The organism is Paenibacillus gyeongsangnamensis, from assembly GCF_027533625.1.
Lineage (GTDB): Bacteria > Bacillota > Bacilli > Paenibacillales > NBRC-103111 > Paenibacillus_G > Paenibacillus_G gyeongsangnamensis.
On sequence record NZ_JAQAGZ010000003.1, the window covers coordinates 186,860 to 208,358 of the forward strand.

Consider the following 21,499-nt stretch of genomic DNA (forward strand, 5'->3'; position numbering starts at 1 on the left):
TTTTTTGTTGATAAGACTTTATAAGTTTTCGAAGGCTTATAGCTTCGCATTCAACCTTGATAAACGCGCTGGTCCTTGTAAGACAAGGACGGCGTAGCCGTTTATCCTGGGGTGAGGGAGGCGATGGAGGAGCACGGCGTTGAATCCTACCGCTAGGGTTGACAAAATGATTTTGAAATGAAGTCTGTATAATTCAAAGCCACTTTGCAAAACCTTTGTTCGATAGGGTCGTTACTTTGACGTTCAAGAAGGAGGTATTGTTATCAAACAATTTATCGTAATCGCAGCACTATTACTCGTTGCAGGTTGTTCGGGCAATAATTTAACAAACAAGCAAATGACTCCTAAACAAACAAGGGTTGAAACTCAATCCCGTACAGCTGCTCCAACGCGAGCTTTAACACAAGCATCATCCATTTCTACAACGGATGCAGGGAAAGTATCATCGATCAAGATGAAACAAGCACCCGATGGCGTTTCGAATTTGTTAAACCCGGCGGATGGTCAGCCTGTAAATCCGCAACAGCCGGCCGATACATCCCAATTTGCGAAGCAAGTATTGGACTTGGTGAATCAAGAAAGAACGAATGCGGGCTTGCAGCCCGTTAGCATGAATAGCAGTCTCTCGAAAGTGGCCATGGACAAAGCACAGGATATGTACAACAACAATTATTTTGATCATCAGTCTCCGACTTATGGATCCCCGTTTGATATGATGAAGTCATACGGGATCACCTATAGTTCAGCGGGAGAAAATATCGCTAAAGGCCAGACGAGCCCAACGGAAGTGATGAATCAATGGATGAACAGCCCTGGGCATCGTGCCAACATCCTGAATAACAGCTATACCCAAATTGGAATAGCTTACTATAACAGCGAGTGGGTTCAAGAATTTATTGGCTAGAGTGAGAGGTAATTTAGCAAAAACTTGATGCCACTATACGATATTAACCGAACACGCCCAATGCGGCGTGTTTTTGCGTTTAATAAGAGGTAAATATTCCTTAAATTTGATTTTGGGTTTGCAGTGAACGCAGAATTGCTTTTATAATAATTGGTGAATGGAGGTCGGTAGAGATGGCAAATCATTTTGCCGGAAGAAGAAGCGGCTCATGCAAGGCCTGGCATTAGGGCGATACTTTGCATGGGCGGACAGTTTTCGTTAACATTGTCGCCTGAGAGAGCTTATATCGTTTCTAATAATGGGCTTTGCACTTATTTTTGTTTTTATAAAAAATAAGGAGCTGAAAGCAATGGTCAAACCATTTATTAGAAACCATCAATATAACTTAATCAAAAAGCAGGTCGGTCTGCTGCAGAATGCCTGCAATACCGTTTCCGATCCGAAAGTGGTGGAATCGGTAAGATATAGCGCTCAATCTAAAATTATAGAAGCGTTTCCGGATACCACGGAGCTTCAAAAACAAACGTTAGAGCAGATTGCGGCGTTACGTACGCCGGGAGAATTCCAGAACTATCTGCATTCGTTGGAACCTTACATGGCACCATTTTCGGAATTAACGGGAAAGCAGCTTAACAAGCTGTTCCCCAAAATCAAAAAACTGAAGGCTCCCGATTTAACCGCTATCGATTACCGCTATGTCACTTATGTTGGCTGGGTCGACATCGCGACAAATAGATTGTTCCTCGTTTATCATCTAAACGGGCAATTCGTCGGCATCGAAGGAAGATATACCCCGACGAATAAAGGCGTATGCTTTTTGTGCAACCGGCATGAAGACGTCGCGTTATTTACAGCAGTCTCGAAATCGAAACCGGCTAACGCTTCACCTGATTACTATAAAGCGATCGGCAACTATTTGTGTGTGAACAGCGACGTTTGCAACAAGAACATCACGGATGTCACCGCATTGGAAAGGTTCGTTCAAGAGGTGGCGGGATACCATGAATCGTAAATAGGTTCTCGTATCTAAGGAGAAAGCAACTGGTCCGCCGTCAACGGCGGGCTTTTTGCATTTTGTGTAAATTATTTCCGCAATTTAGAACGAGCTTGGGGTTGGCCCAAATCTCATTTCACGGATATTAATGGACTGGAATAAGCGATCATATACATCAAGCGTATAAAAATTAATAATTCATGGAGGACAAATGATGATAAAACCACGTATTTCCGTAATCACATTGGGAGTAGATAATTTGGAAAGGTCGTTGACTTTCTATCGGGACGGATTGGGTTTGCCGACACAAGGGATAATAGGTAAAGAGTTCGAACATGGAGCGGTTGCCTTTTTCGACTTGCAAGCTGGTTTAAAGCTCGCTATTTGGAATCGTCGGGATCTCGCCCATGAGGCCAAGGTTCCCCTGACAGCGCCGAGCTCGACCGAAATGACGATTGGTCATAATGTTGGCAGTAAAGAAGAAGTGGATAAGATCATGGAACATGCCCAAAAGGCAGGAGCTATTATAACTGACCCCGCGCATGAAGCCTTCTGGGGAGGCTATTCCGGCCACTTCCTGGATCCGGACGGCCATTTGTGGGAAGTAGTCTGGAATCCGGAGTGGCAGATAGAGGAGCTGTAGAGAAACCCATGAAATAGAGAAATCTGCCTTGGTACATCGGTGGGGTATCCTCCTCCGGCGGCTGTTGTTATCGGAAAATGTTTGCATTTCTCTGCATATCCGGGTTACTCGTCAATCTGACGTCACAACGTTATTCGTAGTGGCGTTTTCTTTTTAAGTCGTCCGGTTCGTCATTAGACAATGGTATCTACTAAGAACATTATAACGTTATATTTACAATGTTGAGTTTCTGTGTTATTTTAAATGTATAACGTTATAATGTTTCAACGCTATAGAAAATGGTGAGCTCAATGAAGGAAAACTTCGTTTTGCGTAATGCAAATCTCGTGAATGGACAAACGGTCGATATCGTCGTCAAGGATGGCAGCATTTCAGAGGTGGCAAAGGCGGGAAGCGGCCAAGCTCAGCGTGTTATAGACTGCTCAGGCGTTTTTGTATCGAGCGGCTGGATTGATCTGCATGTCCATGCATTTCCTGCTTTTGATCCGTACGGCGATGAAATGGATGAGATTGGTGTAAAACAAGGCGTCACCACCATCGTAGATGCCGGAAGCTGCGGAGCGGACCGAATTGCGGAGCTGGCGGCCAGCAAAGAACGGGCCAAAACAAATTTGTTCGCATTTTTGAATATTTCACGAATCGGTTTATCGAGAGTCGATGAATTATCCAATCTGGACTGGTTGGATAAAGATAAGGTCGTACAAGCAGTAAAAGATTATAAGGGATTTATTGTCGGTTTGAAGGCGCGCATCAGCAAAAGTGTTGTCCGTGATAGCGGAATTGAACCGCTCCGTATCGCAAGAACGCTATCCGACGAAACGTCACTTCCGTTAATGGTGCATATCGGTTCCGGACCTCCGAGCATCGAGGATATCGTACCGCTCCTGCAAAAAAGAGATATCATTACTCATTACCTCAACGGGAAACAAAATAATTTGTTTGAAGATGATGGAAAACCGCTCCAGGTATTGCTTGATGCGATTAAAAGAGGTGTGCATTTGGATGTCGGTCACGGCACGGCAAGCTTTTCTTTTCAAATTGCAGAAGCAGCCAAAAGGCATCGTATCGCTTTAAATACGATCAGTACGGACATTTACCGCGGGAATCGGTTGAACGGCCCGGTATACGGCATGGCGAATGTTCTATCGAAGTTTTTATATTTAGGATATCCGCTTGAAGAAGTGATTGCAGCCGTCACCATCAACGCAGCGGGTTGGCTTCAGAAGCCGGAGCTTGGCAGAGTACAGGTTGGCGATACTGCTAATTTAACGCTCTTTACCGTTAGTAATAAACCGCTTACACTCCTTGATTCCGAAGGGGAGACGCGAGTGGCGGAAAGAACAATCGAAGCATGGGGAGTTGTTGTCAATGGCGAGTTCATTGAATGCTAAGTATGGACTGAAACGCGTTATCAATGCCAGCGGACGCATGAGTATCCTGGGGGTGTCGGCTCCGACGGATACGGTCATGGATGCCATGAAGCATGGCGGACAAAGCTACGTGGAGATTGCGGATCTGGTCGATAAAGCCGGAGATTATGTAGCGCGGATCCTGGGGTCGGAGGCAGCCGTCATTGTGAACTCGGCCTCCAGCGGCATTGCGCTCTCCGTTGCGGCCCTTGTTACCAGGGGAAATCGCCGCAAGAGCGAACGGCTGCATCAAGAGCCTATTCCAAATAATGAAATCCTTATACTGAAGGGCCATAACGTCCAATACGGGGCGCCCGTTGAAACCATGGTTTATTTGGGCGGAGGGAAGCTCGTTGAAGTTGGCTACGCCAACGAAGGCAAAGCGGAGCATTTGGAAGAAGCGATTACCGAAAACACGTGCGCCATTCTTTACGTAAAATCGCACCATGCCGTCCAAAAAAATATGATTTCCGTCGAGGAAGCATGGGAGATCGCACAACGTCATCATATTCCGCTTATCGTAGATGCCGCTGCAGAAGAAGAAATTCAAAAGTATGTGAAGTACTCTGATCTGGCGATTTACAGCGGCTCCAAGGCCATTGAAGGCCCTACGTCTGGAATAGTCGGCGGGAAGCGAACCTACATTGAATGGTTAAAGGTTCAATTGCATGGCATCGGACGCAGCATGAAAGTAGGGAAAGAAACGACATTCGGCTTGCTTCAAGCGCTCGATGAATACGGCGTAAAGGAAGATAAAAGCGAGCAGGAAAAAGCGGCGCTGCAAGCGTTAATGCCGCTTGGTGTAATGGATGGCGTCAAGGTAACCATCGTTCAGGATGAAGCGGGGCGAGCCATATTCCGTGCCCGTATCCAAATTGATCCGGGGCAGGCGAAAACGACCGCGAAGGAAGTCGTGGAGGGATTGCGTGAAGGCGAGATTGCCATCTATACGCGTGATTATGGCGTAAGACAAGGCTATTTCGATATCGATCCCCGTCCGCTTCAGGGGGATGACATTCAGATCATCGCATCCAGAATACGTGAATTGGCAGGTGGAAAATAAGATGTCAACGATTGCAAAGCGATTTTATAAAAACCGGGCCGCATTAAATGTACTGGCTAATAGCATAGAGAATGCCAAAGAGGTGTTTGAAGCCGCGGAAGGCCATGTTTTAGTCGGTGTACTGTCTAAAGACTATCCGACGGTCGAAGCGGCCATCGCCGCAATGAAACAATATGGCAAAGAAATCGACGAAGCGGTATCGATCGGATTAGGCGCCGGCGACAATCGTCAAGCTGCTGTTGTAGCGGAGATTGCGAAGCACTATTCCGGCAGTCATATCAACCAAGTGTTTCCTGCAGTAGGAGCAACCCGCGCCAATCTAGGCGGCAAAGATAGCTGGATTAACAGCTTGGTGTCTCCAACAGGACGCGTCGGTTATGTGAATATTTCGACAGGCCCTGTAAGCGCTGCTCAAGACGAGCATGCAATTGTACCTGTCAAAACTGCTATTGCGCTTGTACGCGACATGGGCGGCAATGCCTTGAAATACTTTCCGATGAAAGGCTTAGCCTGCGAAGATGAGCTCAGGGCTGTGGCGCAGGCGTGCGGCGAAGCGGGCTTTGCGCTGGAGCCGACCGGCGGCATCGATAAAGAGAATTTCGAGGCCATCCTGCGTATTGCTCTGGAAGCTAACGTTCCGCAGGTCATTCCTCACGTGTATTCCTCGATTATCGACAAAGAAACGGGGAAAACCAACGCTGGTGATGTGCGCGAATTGCTGATCACGATGAAGAAGCTGGTCGATCATCATGGCTAAGAGGATTGCCGCTTTCGGCGAAGTCATGATGCGACTCCAGGTGCCGGGATATGAATTGCTGTCCCAAGCCGGCACCTTGAATTATTCATTCTCCGGTACGGGAGTGAATGTGTTATCGGCTCTTGCTCGCTTCGGACATACGGGATTCCTTGTGTCCCGATTGCCGGCCAATCCAGTAGGGGATGCGGCCGTATCGTATATTAGCAAACTGGGCATCACACAAAAATACATTGTCCGCGGCGGAAACTACGTAGGAATGTATTTTTTGGAAAATGGTTTCGGTGTGAGGCCAAGCCGCGTTACTTATACCAATCGGCAGGAAAGCAGCTTCAATACGGCGCCGGAAGAAACGTATGATTTTAATGAGATTGCAAAAAATGTGGATATCGTTCATTTTTGCGGAATTACACTGGCCATGAACGATTCCGTGCGGCGGCACATGAAGCGGTTTGCCAAGGCGGTGAAGGAACATAGCGGCACGGTTGTTTTCGACTGCAATTATCGTCCATCCCTCTGGGGTGAGAACGGCTACGAAAAGGCGAAGCCTCATGTTGAAGACATGCTGCATTTGGCGGATATCGTCATGATGAACGAGAAAGACGCCATCCATGTCCTTGGCATGACAACAGAGAAGGAAACGCGTGAGGAGCAGTTGACGGATCTGATTCCGGCGGTTGCCGGGAAATATCATATTCCGGTCATCGCAGGCACCCACCGTTCCATCAACGGCGACAATACGCATTCATTGCGCGGGTTTATGTTTAAGAACGGAACGTTCACTTTTTCGAAATCGCTCACGTTTTCGGTCTATGATAGAATAGGAGCGGGAGATGCGTTCACAAGCGGGATCGTCTATGGCGAGACGGAAGGATACTCACCGGACAAGACGGTCGGTTTTGCGGCGGCGGCAGGAATGCTTGCGCATACGGTTGTAGGCGACACCCCGATGTCCTCGGAGAGCGATATTCTCCGGGCCATGACAGAATCATTGGGTGATGTAGAAAGGTAGTGAATACCGATATGAAATTGTCTCGGAGCAGCAGGCCGTTATATTTGCAAATTAAAAATATTATAAAGGATCGAATTTTGCACGGCGTATATCCTCTTGGCATGAATATCCCTTCGGAACCGGAATTGGAAACGGAATTCAACGTCAGCAAAATTACCGTCCGAAACGCGATCAAAGAACTTGCTCAAGAAGGATACCTTGAAAAAAGCAGCGGCAAAGGAACAAAGGTGATCCGAAATACTTCCGCTTCAAAGCTGTCCAAATGGAAGCGGTTCACGGAAGTGTTGGTGGAAGAAGGCCACCAAATTCAAAAGCAATTATTGCAGGCGAAAGTCGTATCCAATGAAGAGGGGACGGAACCATACCGCTTGTTCGGAGAGCGGTGTCTCCTCATCGAACGGATTTATCGGTTGAACGGCAAGCCCTATATCCATTATATACATTATCTTACAACCCTATTGGAAGATGCGGAGCTGTCGGATTTGAATCAGGAGTCCTTATACGGTCTCATTGAAGATCATGATATCTCTTTGGAAAAGTACCGGGATGAGTTTGCTGTCGCAGTAGCTCCTGCTCATGTGGAGGAAATCTTGGGCGTGCCGAATGGAACCGCCTTATTGCAAAGATCGCGTTACTCCTATGACGACAGGGGTGTAGTGATCGAATACAGCAAAGGGTATTACAATACGCAAATGGGAAATTACGTCATTCATTATGACGCATAATGGAACCGTGAGAAGGTACTTTCCTTTTCTCGCCACACTTACATGAAAACGCTTACTTCACAATGGAAAAGGAGAATTCATATGAATATGTACCTGTTGATGGTTACATTTTTGGCGATCGTAATTGTCATTTTAGGAGTAGCCTGGTGGAGATGGCATGCGTTTATCAGTTTAACCGTTGCAAGCTTGTTCTTGGCGCTGATGTCCGGTTTATCGATGGACAAAATCGTCAGCTCCTATGAGACGGGAGTTGGAAGCGTTTTAGGCCATTTGGTCGGGATTCTTGCGTTAGGTACGATCTTAGGGAAAATGATGTCCGACTCAGGCGCAGGCACACAAGTGGCCAACTTCTTCATCCGCGTCTTTGGCGAGAAACGGCTGCCATGGGCTATGCTGCTCTCCGGTTTTATTATCGGGATTCCGGTATTTTTTGACGTAGGTGTCGTCATGTTACTGCCGCTGGTCATTTCAATCTACAAAACAACGAGAAAAAACATTTTATTGATCGGATTGCCGGTTATCGCCGGATTATCAATTGTACATGGTCTTGTACCGCCGCACCCGGGGGCCATGACAGCGATAGGCATCTATAAAGCCGATTTAGGAAAAGTGCTGATTTACTCGCTTATCATTGCGGTGCCTGCAGCCATCATCGCGGGTCCGTTGTTTGCAAAATGGGTGAGCAAGCGCGTGACTCCGGAAGGAGAGCCGACGCTGCTCAGCTCGGGTCCCGAAGCGCAAACCTTGCCCGGCACAGGCATTTCATTCTTCATTATATTGTTGCCCGTCTTTTTGATGGTACTGTCGGTGGCTGCCCCTTACATGCCGTTGCCTGCCGGAATGGTGAAATTTTTATCGTTTATCGGAAACTCGGTCATTGCGCTTCTCATCTCGGTATTTGCGGCGTTCTACTTCCTTGGCATTCGTCAGGGAATGAATAAAAACTTTATTTACAAGCTGACGGAAGAATGCTTATTGCCGGTAGGTTCGATTATTCTAATTATCGGTGCCGGCGGAGGCTTTAAACAAATCCTTGTAGCAAGCGGCGTCGGTACAGCCATTGCGCAAATGTCCGAACAGATTTCGCTTTCACCGATTGTACTCGCGTTTATAGTTGCCGGGCTCATTCGGATTGCGACAGGCTCGGCGACCGTGGCCTTAACGACAGCGGCGGGCATTGTTTCTCCTATCGTGGAGCATATGACCGGCGTGAACCTGGAACTGCTCGTCATCGCAACGGGTGCAGGATCGTTAATGTTCTCGCACGTCAATGACGCGGGTTTCTGGATGGTAAAAGAATATATGGGGCTATCCGTCAAAGAAACCTTTAAGACGTGGACCGTCTTAGAGACAATGCTATCGTTCATTGCTTTCGGCACCGTGATGCTGATCGATTTGTTCGTTAAATGAAATCCTCGTTGAATAAGCACTTGGCTCTATGAAGAAAACGTCGCTACGTTATCGTAGCGGCGTTTTTTTATGAGCTAACTCAGCTATACATAATATAATCGATTGATTATATAATTGAATTATTATATATTGATTTTAAGAGGTGATTTGAGGGGGGAGGATAACAACATGATGATAACGGAGAAAAACAATATAGAACAAATACACGAAATGTCCGACATGTTTAAACTGCTAGGCGATAAAACAAGGCTGACCATTGTCGCTCTCCTAAAGGAAAAAGAGCTTTGCGTATGCGACATCGTCGGAGCGGTAGGGATCTCCCAGCCCGGAGTGAGTCAGCATCTGCGAAAGTTAAAGGATGGCGGACTTGTGAATGAACAACGAAAAGGCCAGTGGATTTACTATTCTTTAAGTTTGGATGACAAACCGTATGTCAAGGAGCTATTAGAGTACATCCCTTCCTTGAAAGAAAAGCTTGAAAACCAAAATCATTGCTGCGATTAAGCTTGGAGGAACTACATGGCAACGATAGCATTTATTATTTTTTTAGTGACCTTAACGTTCGTGATCTGGCAGCTTAGAGGATTGAATATCGGCTGGTCCGCAAGCGGCGGGGCGATACTTGCTTTGATCTTCGGCGTTGTCAGCTTTGCGGATGTCGGGACCGTAACCGGCATGGTATGGAATGCCACATTGACGTTTGTCGCCATTATTTTGATTTCGCTGGTGCTCGATGAGATCGGATTTTTTGAGTGGGCTGCTTTACATATGGCGCTGTTGGCGCGCGGAAACGGTTTACTGATGTTTGTTTTCATCATTCTGCTTGGTGCGGCGGTTGCAGCCCTTTTTGCTAACGACGGGGCGGCGCTTATTCTAACGCCCATCGTTCTGGCGATGGTCCGGGCGTTGAAGCTTGAGGAAAGGATGGTATTGCCCTTCATTATGGCAAGCGGCTTTATCGCCGATACGTCCTCGCTGCCGCTTATAGTCAGCAACCTGGTGAATATCGTGTCTGCCGATTATTTTGGCATCGGATTTGCAGAGTACGCAAGCCGCATGATCGTTCCGGACCTTTTTTCCATTATTGCCAGTCTGCTCGTGCTGTATCTGTATTTTCGCAAGAGCATCCCGGCAAGCTACAAGCTTGAGCAGCTAAAAAAGCCGAACGATGCGATTAAGGACGTACGGCTGTTTAAATTATCCTGGGTGATCTTAGCGATTCTGCTGGCTGCATATTTCGTCAGTGAATGGTTCCGCATCCCTGTTTCCCTCATCGCGGGGATCGTTGCCGTTGTGTTTCTTCTCGCCGCGAGAAAAAGCCCCGTCATTCATACATGGAAGCTCGTGAAAGGCGCCCCGTGGGCGGTTGTTGTTTTCTCCATTGGAATGTATGTGGTCGTTTACGGGCTGCGAAATGCGGGGCTCACTGATGCCCTTGGCCGTGTGATTCAAGCGGTCGCGGACAAAGGACTTTTCGCTGCTGCGGTCGGAACGGGTTTCATTGCCGCAATCTTGTCGTCCGTCATGAATAACATGCCGACCGTCATGATCGATGCGCTTGCGATAAAGGGGACGCAGACGCAAGGCGTGATCCGTGAGGCGCTGGTATACGCCAATGTGATCGGCTCGGATTTGGGTCCCAAGATTACCCCGATCGGGTCCCTGGCAACCCTGCTGTGGCTGCACGTTCTCTCCCGCAAAGGCGTCAACATCGGCTGGGGCTATTATTTCAAAATCGGGATACTGCTCACCGTCCCAACCTTGTTCATCACGCTGACAGGTCTTTGTTTGTGGCTGTATTTCATCCAAACCTTACAAGTGAGCGTATGGCTGCCGATTGTGGTCATTGGCTTTGTTATTGCGGCGATAGCCATGGTGATCAAAGCCATGCTTGGAAAAAAACAACCCAAAAAAGTACATCAAGGAGCTTAATTCAATCTTGAGCTAATAAAAGGAGCTTAATCCTCATGGAGAAAAAACCACTCGTTTACTTTTTGTGCACAGGGAACTCATGCAGAAGCCAGATTGCTGACGGATTTTTAAAAGCGTTGGGCGGTGAACAATACGAAGTACAAAGTGCCGGTCTTGAGGCGCATGGCTTAAACCCGCGCGCGGTTCAAATCATGAAGGAGGCGGGAGTGGATATTTCATCCCATACTTCCAACACAATCGATCCTGAACTGTTAAACCGCGCAGATTATGTCATTACCCTCTGCGGCCATGCGGATGAGCATTGCCCCGCGATATCAAATAAGAACGTTATGAAGTGGCACTGGGGCTTTGAGGATCCGGCCAAAGCGACAGGCACGGAGGAAGAAATTGTCGCGAAGTTCCGAGAAGTCCGGGATTCCATTAAACGCCGCATTGAGCAATTTGTAAAAGAAGGTAAATAAGGAGGCTGATTCTCATGATCAAACGGATGCATGTAGCATTGAACTGCACGGATTTAGAGAAATCGCTGGAGTTTTACCGTGCTTTTTTCGGAAATGAGCCGACCAAGGTCAAAGAGAATTACGCCAAGTTTGAACTCGACGATCCGGCGCTGCATTTTTCGTTAAACGTACGTCCTTTCGAGCAAAAAGGCGTTCTTAACCACCTTGGATTTCAAGTGAACAATACCGAAGAAGTACTCGCAATGGGCGATCGGCTGCGCAAGTCGGGACTGCTATTAATCGATGAGATGAACACCACCTGCTGCTATGCGGTTCAAGATAAGGTATGGGTGTATGATCCGGACGGCAACGCCTGGGAGGTTTTCTATACCAGCGCGGACAGCGAATTTGAGTCGGCCGGCGATGCAAGGGATCTTTCCCTTTGCTGCGCGCCGCCTGCTGCTCCGGTGGCTGTTGAATTTACATCCTTTAAGAAAAAAATGGAGGACTAAGATGCCTAAAAACTACCAAAGCCTGGTTGATAATAAAATCTTTTTTGGCGGTGCCGCGGACGTCAAAGATATGGTGAAGCATGAAGGCGTTGAAGTTATCGTGGATTTGCGCGGCGAAGCAACGGAATGCGCCGATCCGGATGCCCATGTAGAGTGGATCAACATCCCCCTCGGCGACAATGCGGATGGTCCGCAAGAAGAACTGTACCTGAAGGCGATTAATCATGTTGTAGAAGCGTACAAAAGCGGTAAGAAGGTTGGGTTTCACTGCGGTGGTGGCGGCGGTCGAGCCGGTGCGTTAAAAAAAAGGAGCGAGGCGATCCTATGCAAACCATCAGCCCATTCTTGTGGTTCGACGGCAATGCGGAAGAAGCGATGAATTTTTATACCTCCATTTTCAAAAATGCAAAGATCGAAAGTGTGATTCGCTACGGAGAAGCAGGGCCTGGACCGAAGGGGACGGTAATGTCCTGTACATTTCAACTTAACGGACAGCAATTTATGGCAATCAACGGCGGCCCGCATTTCACCTTCTCGCCGGCCATCTCGTTCTTCGTGAATTGCGAGACGCAGCAAGAAGTGGACGAACTATGGGAGAAGCTGTCCGAAGGCGGAGAGAAGCAAAGATGCGGCTGGCTTAAGGACAAATTTGGGCTGTCATGGCAGGTTGTCCCTACGGTTCTGGGAGAGATGCTGCAGGACGAGGATGTTGTGAAATCGGGAAGAGTGATGCAGGCCATGCTTCAGATGGATAAGATCGATATTGAAAAGCTAAAGCAGGCCTATGAAGCCACGTAACGCGGCACAGGCAGGCTCCGATCGTGCCTGGACCGGCCAGTTCCGGTAAAAAGTTGGAAAGCTTTAGCGAAAAGCTCCTTGCCAAAGCAGGAGCTTTTTTTGTCATTCTGCCCATCGCCGTTACCGCTCCGGCAGATCGACAATTATTTGCGCCTACCAGGTGTTTGTCTAAGCTTGGTATTTAAGCATTGAATACAATAACATAAGCTTCCGAGACGCATCCCCATTCAAGGGCCGGAAAGGGGGAGTTCAACTATGGCTGTTCGATACAGCGTCATTATTCCAACCTTTAATCGAGCCGAGCAGCTACTGCTTACTCTCGTTTCGTTCGATAGAGTAAATTATCTGAAGGATCAATACGAAATCATTGTAGTAGACGACGGTTCTACTGATGGAACCCGAGAGCTGGTTAAGGGCTTCCGGTCAGGACTCCGTCTTCACTATTTTGCGAATGAGGTGCAAAGAGGGAGGTCCGTCACCAGGAATTTGGGGCTGCGACATGCGAAGGGGGGATATGTGGTCTTTTGCGATGCTGATTTTATCGTTCTTCCTGAATTTTTTCAAGTACTGGATGATGATCATCGAGCTTATCCGAGAGCCGTACTATCCGGCATTCCTAATTCATGGGACGATGCCTATACCCATTTCCACCCTGATTTTTCCAACGTCGAAAAGCAAAAGTGCCGTGAAGTTCTCGTACAAGTCGGCTTGTGGAATGACGAATTCGATACGGTCGATCGTATCGTCCCGCTCCTCACCCCGGATGACCTGATCAATCGGACAGGGAGACTGTCGCAGCTTGTCATTCGAGATAGATTCCATCCGAATGTTCGAATTCAATTTGCGAAGTCGGACGTGGCTCCGTGGCTTATGCTGATTACTCGCTGTGTTTCCATACCACGCACTTATTTGACTCGGATTGGCGGCTTCAACGAAAAATTTGTCAAATATGGGCTTGAAGACTGGGAGCTTGGTTACAGGCTGCATCGAATGAAAATTCGTTTTCACAGCATCAGGCGGGTTCTCGGGTATCATCAGGAACATCCGAATGTTTATAGAGGGGAAATGGGAAATAAAGAAAACTTGAGAATCATGTACAAAACGCATGGCTTCATGGATCCGGAATTGAACTTATTCGCCGTTATGCCGGCATGGGAGGATGTTGCAAATTACAAAGACACGCTTCGTGTTTTAAGTCGGGGAATGAAGTCAAAGTCTAAACGATCCACTGCCCTGTTGATGAAAAACACGCTGCGAATTGCAGCCGAACAATTTGCAAAAAGAAAACGGCCGGAAGCATACAAAAGGTCATTGCGATCGATTCGTATGAAATTGAGAGCATTGAAGAAAAAAGGACATACAGCTCGAGTGTTGAGGACCATTCTTGCCAGGAGTGCTAATTTAGTTAACAGATAGTTGATTTCAGAAAATATTGCGGAGTATAAAGACGGGTAACTCTTCTCGTTGATTTAGCGGTCAACGTTTGAGGTTACCCGTTTTTCTTTTCCTTAAATCATTGGAATAGGGGTATGCCGGAGCCATCCTCATGGAGTATAATGATGGAAAACGAGAGATCAAGGCGGAATATACGATATGCAGAACAAGAGTGTGGCGATCCTTGCTGCTTTTTACGCATTTATTTATATGAGCACCGGTTCGTTCTCTTCGTACATCGGGGTTTATTTCACAGAAGTGGGCATCGGTCATACCGAGATCGGGGTGCTTACATCAATCGGTGCGGTCATCGGACTGATCGCTCAGCCGCTGTGGGGACTGGCAGGAGACCGGTCGAGAACGAAGAACGGCGTGTTGATGATCTGTACGCTGTGCTCGGGACTGACGGTATGGCTCGTACCTTGGGCCGGTACCTTCTTCCTTCCGCTACTGCTCGCCATGGCGCTGTTCAGCTTGTTTCAGGTGCCGATCAATCCGCTCAGCGATGCGATTACGCTTGAGCTTTCCTCCAAAGGTATCGTGAAGTTCTCGAACATCCGGACCTTCGGTTCCGTCGGCTATGCTCTCATTTCCGTCGCAGCGGGATGGCTGTTCGCACGGCATATCGATTCGATCTTTCTGGTCACCTCGGTCATCATGATGGGGTGCTTTGCCTTGTCTATCGGGATACCGAAGGTAGAGGGGCATCAGAGCGGCAAGAAGAAGGTCCGCATAACGGAAATTTTCAAAGACAAGCAGCTTGTCGTTTTGTATGCCTTTACGCTCCTGCTGTCTACTACCATGGGGTTCCTGTGGTCGTTTCAGGCCATTTACAGCAAAGAGCAGGGCATCAGCATGGAAGTGATCGGCATCGGGCTGGCCATCGGCTCGTTCAGCCAGTTTCCGTTCATGATTTTTTTCCAGCGCTTCTACGACCGCTTCGGCATCCGCAACATATTGCTGGTTTCGGGACTCGTCCATACGCTCCGATGGGCGCTCTATGCCTTTGGCCTGACTCCCGTCACTTATGTGATCAGCTGGATTCTGCACGGAGGAACGTACATCTTATTCTACATGTGCCTCGCCGAGTATGTGAACAAGCATGTCATCCTCGAGCTGAAAGCCACGGGGCAAATGCTTAATTCGGTCATTCAGCTGAGCGTCGGCAAAATCATCGGCGGCATGCTTGGGGGACTCTATGCGGCAAGCTTCGGCTTCCATCTGGCGTTTGTGCTGCTTGTCATCATTGCGGCGGTCTCGACGGCCGGTTTCTATGTAGCGAGCCGTTATCTGCCTTCGTTCTCCGAAGCCAAGCGGCCTCGGACGGATAATCAACCGATCAGCCCTTCGGGATGAGCCGGGAACGAATGTTTTAAACAAAAAACAGGCGTCTTCGTTGTGAAGGCGGCCTGTTTTTATTTGTTGATATGACTTTATAAATTTTGTAGCTTATAGCTTCACATCAACCTTGATAAACGCGCTAGTCCTTGTAAGACAAGGACGGCGTAGCCGTTTATCCTGGTGTAATGAACTTCATGAAAATAAAAAAACACCTCTACAGGTGAATTTGGGCATTAGCAAACAGAAGTGTGAATTAGCTACTATATCAACTAATCCACGATGGTCCTCGTTTCTTATAGAGGCTTGGGTGGCGATTTCGGATGTGCATATGGAGGAACCGGAGTTTGAGGAAGTGGTGCACCGCATTTATTAGCGGAAAACGGCGAGACTCCGGTCTAATTGTGACAAAAAAAAGTCCACTCTGTCGAGAAACAGCTAAAGAAAATGTAAAAAACAATAAAAATGGGTAGAAATGGAAAATAGTTCGAGCTATAATCGGATTAAGTCTGAGCGCAGCTACGCTTAACGAAGGAGCAAAAAAGATGAACAGTTGGCGCGGAGCGGCAGCGATTTGTTTGAATGACCGAAACGAGCTGCTCATGGTACTGCAAGGCAGGCCGGGGGAGGAGAAGCGTTGGTCCGTCCCGTCCGGCGGAGCGAACGACGAGGAATCTTACGAGGCTTGCTGTGCACGGGAGGTCTGGGAGGAGACGGGCTACACCGTGAACATCGGCAGTTACTTGCATCAGAAGAGCGGCGTGAGCCGGGGAACGTTGTACAAGGTCAACTACTATGAGGCCGAGATCACAGGCGGGGCGCCTTCGATCCAGGATCCCGACGGGCTGATACATGATGTTGGGTGGAAAAGCGCCGAGGACATCGAGACGCTTGCTTTGACTTACCCGGAGGACCGGAGATTCTTGCTGGATATGGTGATGCTCGGCCGTAGCGGAATCGTATTCCGCAGCAACCCTCTGACCGTGCGCAGGATGACGCTGGCCGATTCGCCGCTGCTGCTGAAATGGCTGAATGACCCGGAAGTACTCCGGTATTACGAGGGGAGAGACCGCCCTCATACCCCTGCCATGGTCCGGGAGTACTATAATCCGGATGATGATGACATCTTTCGTTGTATTCTGGAGCATAACGACAAGCCGATCGGGTATATGCAATATTATCCGTTGGATGAAGAAGCGAGAGTCCGTTGGGGCCTGAACGAACGCGCCACGGAGGAGATCACCTTTGGAATGGATCAATTCATCGGCGAGCCCGCTTACTGGAACCAAGGCATCGGGCAGATGTGGTTAAGCTCTGCGCTTCAGCATGTGGCGGAGCGGCACCAGGCTGCGAGCATCATGCTGGATCCTCAAACGTGGAACGAAAGGGCGGTAGCGTGCTACGAAAAGGTCGGCTTCCGGATCTTAAAGCGGCTGCCGGAGCATGAGCAGCATGAAGGGGAGCGGAGAGACTGTTGGCTGATGGAGTGGCGGATGAAGTGATGGCTAATGGCGCATGCTGCCGAAAGGCCATGTTGAGTTCTGATCCCTTGTGTAGAAAATTGTAAAATAATTTTGTTTTATAGGAAATCCGGGAGGAACTTGCACGATCGAGGTGGAAATAAAATAGGATGAGGGGGTCCATCCCATAGAGAACATGATCTAGGAGGGTTATCATTCATTGGAAAGAATGCCATATGATCATTCGGAACAGAAAGCGATCATCGAAGCCGCCTCTAAGTCTTCCGATATTACGGAGTCCAAGCTTCGTTCCCTTCGATACGGGCTTGATCCTGCCATCCTGCCGGTGTTTGACCAGCGGATGTCCGCAGCAGAATTAAAGGGCAGATTAAACGAGTACGAGGATGTGCTGGTTGTAGTTCGCTTTTTCGTTCAGAAGCTGCTCAATTCCTTGAAGGGGAACCCGATTCTCATCGTGGTTACGGATGAAAAGGGCACCGTATTGGAAATGGACGGAGACGATACAATTAAGCAGACGGTCAATCAATTGGGCATCACGACAGGCGTTCGTTTCACGGAGGATTGCTGCGGCACCAACGTGATTAACCTCAGTCTCCTGTTCGGCAGCTCCGTCGCGCTCATCGGAGACGATCACTTCCACCATTATTTACATACCTCGGCATGCTACGCCGTACCGTTCCATTATAAAGACCTGGACGATTATCAGCTGGGCAGCATCTCGATTATGACTTCAATAGACATGGCCAATCCATTCTATTTGAACATGCTGGAGATGGCCGTCGATTCCATCGAACGCGAGCTTCTGCTCGTGAAGCAAAACCATAGGCTGAATCTCTTTAATCAGATTATGCTGAATTCCAATCACAGCGGCATCATTGTAACCGATAAAGATGGCACCATCACCGAAATCAATGACATTGCGGCCCAATTGACAGGGCTGGGCAAAGGCTTGAGACGCACTCAGATTATTACCAAATTCAAGCCGATCGGCCAATATATTTCCGATGTCATTCAGAAGGGAAGCAAATACGAGAATATCCAGCTCATGTTCGACCGGAAGAATACGTTCTTCAAATTTGTTTGCCTGCTGGACGCCATGCCGATCTACGATGAGCATTATCGCATTACGGGGGCGTACGCTCAATTCAGGGACGTGACCCAGCTGTACGAAGCGGAAGAAAAGTACAATCACTTGGCCTACCACGACGATTTGACCGGGCTTCCGAACCGCCGATACTTTTACAAACAAATCAACGAGTGGCTTGAGACGGCAAAGCAGCAGGATTTAAGCACGTTCTCGATTCTTTATGTCGATCTGGACCGGTTCAAGCTGGTGAATGATTCTCTGGGCCATAAGAATGGGGATCTCCTGCTTATGGAGGTGGCCGAACGGCTCCGAATGAGCTTGACTCCCAACGGTCTATTGACCCGAATGAGCGGGGACGAGTTCATTATTATGATTCCCTCCGGCTCCGAATCGCAGGACGCGGTCAAGATTGCGGACCGGATTATGAAAAATTTCCAGCCCAGCTTCACGATCGACAACCAGGAGTTTCACATTACCGCGAGTATCGGAATCGCCTATTACCCGGAGGATGGGGTGCACTCTGAGTCGCTGCTCGTTCATGCCGACCGGGCGCTGTACAAGGCGAAGGAATCGGGCAGGAATCATTATTTACTGTACGAGCCTTCCATGGACCAATCGTCCCATGAGCGGATGGCCAAAGAAAACGCGCTGCGAAAAGCCGTTGAGCGCAACGAATGGGTGCTGCATTACCAGCCGCAAATTCACGTTGAGAGCGGAGACGTCATTGGCGTTGAGGCACTGATACGTTGGGTTGATGCGGAGGGCCGGTCCATTCCGCCTAAGGACTTCATCCCGCTTGCGGAAGAGACGGGTATTATCGTCCCGATCGGCGAATGGGTGCTGAAGGAAGCGTGCATGCAAAATAAGCGGTGGCAGGATGCGGGCTATCCCCGGATGCGGGTCGCGGTGAATTTGTCCGCGGCGCAGTTCTCCAAGAGCAATTTTACCCAATCCATCGAAGAGGTCTTGAAAGCAACGGGGCTGGACCCGGAATGTCTGGAGCTTGAAATTACCGAGACGATGACGACCGATGTGGAGAAAACGAGATACATTCTGAACGAATTAAACCGCATCGGCGTACAGATCAGCATGGATGATTTCGGGACAGGCTACAGCTCGCTGAATTATTTGAAGAATTTCCCGATTCACCGGCTGAAGATCGATCGTTCCTTCGTCAAGGATATAACGACCGAGGAGAGCGATGCGAGAATCGTCGGTGTCATCGTGTCCATGGCCCATCATCTGGGTCTGGATGTCGTGGCGGAGGGCGTCGAAACGGAAGAGCAGGTGGAGTTTTTAAGGCAGCAAGGATGCGACGCGATTCAAGGATATTACTACAGTTCGCCGTTAACGGCCGAACAGTTCGAGAAGAAATACCTTCAGTCGAACTCAATTCGCAAAATGGGGGCAATAGAATAATGATGAGATGTTCGCAAGTATTGGCTGCCAACTTCAAACGTTGGGGAATTGAACATGTGTTCGGCATTCCCGGCAAATCCATTTCTCCGCTGATGCTCGATGTGGACAGCGAAGGAATCGAGTTTGTGTTGACCCGTCATGAATCGGGAGCGGGGTTCGCCGCAGCCGGCTATTCGCTGATGAAACGAACGCTTGGCGTGGCGATCGGCACTTCCGGTCCTGGCGGAACGAACCTGCTGACGGCGGCAGGGCAAGCCAAGGCGTATCATCTTCCTTTACTCATCCTGACGGGCCAGCCATCGGCTGAAGACTCCGGCAAGGCGATGGGGCAGGATTCCAGCTCCTTCGGGACCGATCTCGTCAAGATGTTCGAGCCGGTAACGTTGTTCAGCGCAAGGGTCGAGCGGCCGGATCTGCTGGAGAGATATTTGCAGCATGCCGTGGAGAAGGCGTGCACCGGCATTCGTGGACCGGTACATTTGTGCGTTCCCTTTGACATTTTGACGGCCTCCATTGAGCCTTTCACACTGTCGCTGCCAACTCATGTGCCTAGAGTCATCTCGCCGAATCTGGAGGAAGCTGTCCAGGTGATCTCGGAAGCCAGAAGGCCCGTGATCGTTGCGGGGAAGGGCGTCGCCATTTCCGAAGCATATGGGGAACTGAAAGAGCTGGCGGAGCGCTGCCAAATCCCGGTCATTCTGACCCCCGGGGGGAAAGGCGTGATCCCGACTCTCCATCCGCTGAACTTGGGCAACTTCGGTCTGGGAGGAACGAAGGCAGCCTATCAATATTTAAAATCGGGCGTGGACGTCATGATCGTTATCGGAACGAAGCTCAGCGACATGTCCTTGTCCGGATTCACTCCGGATATGATGCCTGAACGGGTTGTCCATTTCGATTACGAGGCGACGTTCGTAGGGAAGGCGCTCCCGGTACCTACTTGCCTTGTGCTCGGGGACGCCAAACAAAATTTGTTCCGGCTGCTTCAGCTGCTGCCGGAATATTCGCACAGCGGATTTGAAGCGGCTGCGGCCGCCGAAGTGCTTGAAGAAGAGACGCCAACGCAACATGGCGAGTTATCGGCAGTCGATGCGGTTAAAGCGCTCCGCACGGCATTGCCCGCTGACGCGGTCCTGTTCGGGGATGACGGCAGCCACACGTTCTACGCGATTCAGCATTTCGAGATTATGGAACCGGGTACTTTCCACTTCGATGATGTTTTCGGTGCGATGGGACATGCCATCGGCTATGCCGTCGGCGCAAAGGCTGGCGATCCGGAGCGTACGATCGTCTGCTTAACGGGCGACGGATGTGTCATGATGCATGGAACGGAAATTTCCACAGCTGTGAATCACGGACTTCCGGTGATTTTTGTAGTGCTCAATAACGGTCGGCTCGATATGGTGGATAAGGGCATGTCCTATAATACGGGGCGAAGCGTCGGTGCTATTTACCAAGCTCCGCTGGATGTAAGCCGATTCGCTGAATCGATGGGGGCACTTGCTTATCGCTGCACGAACGTCAAGGAAATTCAAGATGCGGCTCAGGCCGCTTTGACAAGCGACCGCGCGACCGTGCTGGAGATCATGGTCGATCCTCTGGAGATTCCGCCGATCCTCAGCCGTCTGTTAACCTTAGAATCGTAAACCTACATAAATAAAGGCAGGGACAAGAGATGAGCGATAATCGAGTACAAAAGGGAACCCAAGTGTTGACGAAGCTGACGGGGCTGGATTCGTTTCCGCCGCTGGAGGCGATCCGCAATTTTTATCCTGATTTTGCCGATATGATCGTGGCGAACGGCTTCGCCGACATTTATTCTCGGCAGGGATTGGACGAGAAGCAGCGGGAGCTGATTACCTTGTCCTCGCTCATTACGCAGGGCGCTATCGATCAGCTGGACTTTCATATCCACGCCGCGCTGAACGTAGGGGTGTCCCCCGTAGAGATCGTTGAGCTTGTCATGCACTGCTCGGCTTACGTCGGTTTTCCCAAGGCGATCAGTGCAATGGGTGTCGTGATGCGCATCTATCAGGAGCGGAATATCTCGGTCCATCAACCGGTGTGAGAATGGCAAAAAGCCTCGCGGCTTCGCTTCTAAGCGAAACCTCGAGGCTTTTTTTAGTTGATAAGAAATTATAAGT

General features: G+C 49.2%; 21 protein-coding genes. All 21 read left to right on the plus strand.

Going from position 1 to position 21,499, the window contains the following annotated elements:
• Positions 1-262: 262 nt before the first annotated feature.
• The 21 genes from O9H85_RS05740 to O9H85_RS05840 all read left to right on the plus strand — a co-directional run bounded on the left by O9H85_RS05740 (position 263) and on the right by O9H85_RS05840 (position 21,423).
• A complete protein-coding gene (locus tag O9H85_RS05740; protein ID WP_269880530.1) occupies positions 263-904 on the plus strand; it encodes a CAP domain-containing protein in 642 nt (213 codons plus the stop codon).
• Positions 905-1,253: 349 nt separating this feature from the next.
• A complete protein-coding gene (locus O9H85_RS05745) occupies positions 1,254-1,916 on the plus strand; it encodes a FusB/FusC family EF-G-binding protein (protein ID WP_269880327.1) in 663 nt (220 codons plus the stop codon).
• 199 nt (positions 1,917-2,115) lie between these two features.
• Positions 2,116-2,541, plus strand: coding sequence for a VOC family protein (locus tag O9H85_RS05750; protein ID WP_269880531.1), 426 nt, complete (start codon positions 2,116-2,118; stop codon positions 2,539-2,541).
• A gap of 290 nt (positions 2,542-2,831) precedes the next feature.
• The gene (locus O9H85_RS05755; RefSeq protein ID WP_269880328.1) at positions 2,832-3,932 is read left to right on the plus strand and encodes an amidohydrolase/deacetylase family metallohydrolase; all 1,101 of its coding nucleotides are present in this window, start codon (positions 2,832-2,834) and stop codon (positions 3,930-3,932) included.
• Positions 3,910-5,013: a DgaE family pyridoxal phosphate-dependent ammonia lyase gene (locus tag O9H85_RS05760; protein ID WP_269880329.1), complete on the plus strand. Its 1,104-nt coding sequence runs from the start codon at positions 3,910-3,912 to the stop codon at positions 5,011-5,013. The genes O9H85_RS05755 and O9H85_RS05760 overlap by 23 nt, the downstream gene beginning before the upstream one ends.
• Position 5,014: 1 nt before the next feature.
• Complete coding sequence (dagF, locus tag O9H85_RS05765; protein WP_269880330.1) at positions 5,015-5,770, plus strand: 2-dehydro-3-deoxy-phosphogluconate aldolase; 756 nt, start codon at positions 5,015-5,017, stop codon at positions 5,768-5,770.
• Positions 5,763-6,779 (plus strand): sugar kinase, encoded by a 1,017-nt coding sequence (locus tag O9H85_RS05770; RefSeq protein WP_269880331.1) that lies wholly within the window; start codon positions 5,763-5,765, stop codon positions 6,777-6,779. Before dagF ends, O9H85_RS05770 begins: the two co-directional genes overlap by 8 nt.
• Before the next feature lie 11 nt (positions 6,780-6,790).
• Complete coding sequence (locus O9H85_RS05775) at positions 6,791-7,504, plus strand: GntR family transcriptional regulator (RefSeq protein WP_269880332.1); 714 nt, start codon at positions 6,791-6,793, stop codon at positions 7,502-7,504.
• A gap of 81 nt (positions 7,505-7,585) precedes the next feature.
• Entirely contained in the window at positions 7,586-8,914 is a 1,329-nt protein-coding gene (locus tag O9H85_RS05780) for a GntT/GntP/DsdX family permease (RefSeq protein WP_269880333.1), read from the plus strand.
• 168 nt (positions 8,915-9,082) lie between these two features.
• Positions 9,083-9,418: an ArsR/SmtB family transcription factor gene (locus tag O9H85_RS05785; RefSeq protein WP_409348110.1), complete on the plus strand. Its 336-nt coding sequence runs from the start codon at positions 9,083-9,085 to the stop codon at positions 9,416-9,418.
• 15 nt (positions 9,419-9,433) lie between these two features.
• Positions 9,434-10,846 carry an arsenic transporter gene (locus O9H85_RS05790; RefSeq protein ID WP_269880334.1) on the plus strand — a complete coding sequence of 471 codons (1,413 nt, stop codon included), beginning with the start codon at positions 9,434-9,436 and terminating at the stop codon, positions 10,844-10,846.
• 35 nt (positions 10,847-10,881) lie between these two features.
• Positions 10,882-11,307 (plus strand): arsenate reductase (thioredoxin), encoded by a 426-nt coding sequence (gene arsC, locus O9H85_RS05795; protein ID WP_269880335.1) that lies wholly within the window; start codon positions 10,882-10,884, stop codon positions 11,305-11,307.
• Between the two features lie 14 nt (positions 11,308-11,321).
• The gene (locus O9H85_RS05800; protein WP_269880336.1) at positions 11,322-11,798 is read left to right on the plus strand and encodes an ArsI/CadI family heavy metal resistance metalloenzyme; all 477 of its coding nucleotides are present in this window, start codon (positions 11,322-11,324) and stop codon (positions 11,796-11,798) included.
• A 1-nt stretch (position 11,799) separates the two neighbouring features.
• Positions 11,800-12,177 carry a protein-tyrosine phosphatase family protein gene (locus O9H85_RS05805; RefSeq protein ID WP_269880337.1) on the plus strand — a complete coding sequence of 126 codons (378 nt, stop codon included), beginning with the start codon at positions 11,800-11,802 and terminating at the stop codon, positions 12,175-12,177.
• Positions 12,123-12,596: a VOC family protein gene (locus tag O9H85_RS05810; RefSeq protein ID WP_269880338.1), complete on the plus strand. Its 474-nt coding sequence runs from the start codon at positions 12,123-12,125 to the stop codon at positions 12,594-12,596. The genes O9H85_RS05805 and O9H85_RS05810 overlap by 55 nt, the downstream gene beginning before the upstream one ends.
• Positions 12,597-12,851: 255 nt before the next feature.
• The gene (locus tag O9H85_RS05815) at positions 12,852-14,012 is read left to right on the plus strand and encodes a glycosyltransferase family 2 protein (protein WP_269880339.1); all 1,161 of its coding nucleotides are present in this window, start codon (positions 12,852-12,854) and stop codon (positions 14,010-14,012) included.
• Between the two features lie 177 nt (positions 14,013-14,189).
• Entirely contained in the window at positions 14,190-15,386 is a 1,197-nt protein-coding gene (locus tag O9H85_RS05820; protein ID WP_269880340.1) for an MFS transporter, read from the plus strand.
• A gap of 527 nt (positions 15,387-15,913) precedes the next feature.
• Positions 15,914-16,870, plus strand: a complete 957-nt coding sequence (locus O9H85_RS05825; RefSeq protein ID WP_269880341.1) for a GNAT family N-acetyltransferase — start codon at positions 15,914-15,916, stop codon at positions 16,868-16,870.
• A gap of 187 nt (positions 16,871-17,057) precedes the next feature.
• Positions 17,058-19,355: an EAL domain-containing protein gene (locus tag O9H85_RS05830; RefSeq protein WP_269880533.1), complete on the plus strand. Its 2,298-nt coding sequence runs from the start codon at positions 17,058-17,060 to the stop codon at positions 19,353-19,355.
• A complete protein-coding gene (locus O9H85_RS05835; protein WP_269880342.1) occupies positions 19,355-21,001 on the plus strand; it encodes a thiamine pyrophosphate-binding protein in 1,647 nt (548 codons plus the stop codon). Before O9H85_RS05830 ends, O9H85_RS05835 begins: the two co-directional genes overlap by 1 nt.
• Before the next feature lie 29 nt (positions 21,002-21,030).
• The gene (locus tag O9H85_RS05840; protein WP_269880343.1) at positions 21,031-21,423 is read left to right on the plus strand and encodes a carboxymuconolactone decarboxylase family protein; all 393 of its coding nucleotides are present in this window, start codon (positions 21,031-21,033) and stop codon (positions 21,421-21,423) included.
• Positions 21,424-21,499 lie beyond the last annotated feature (76 nt).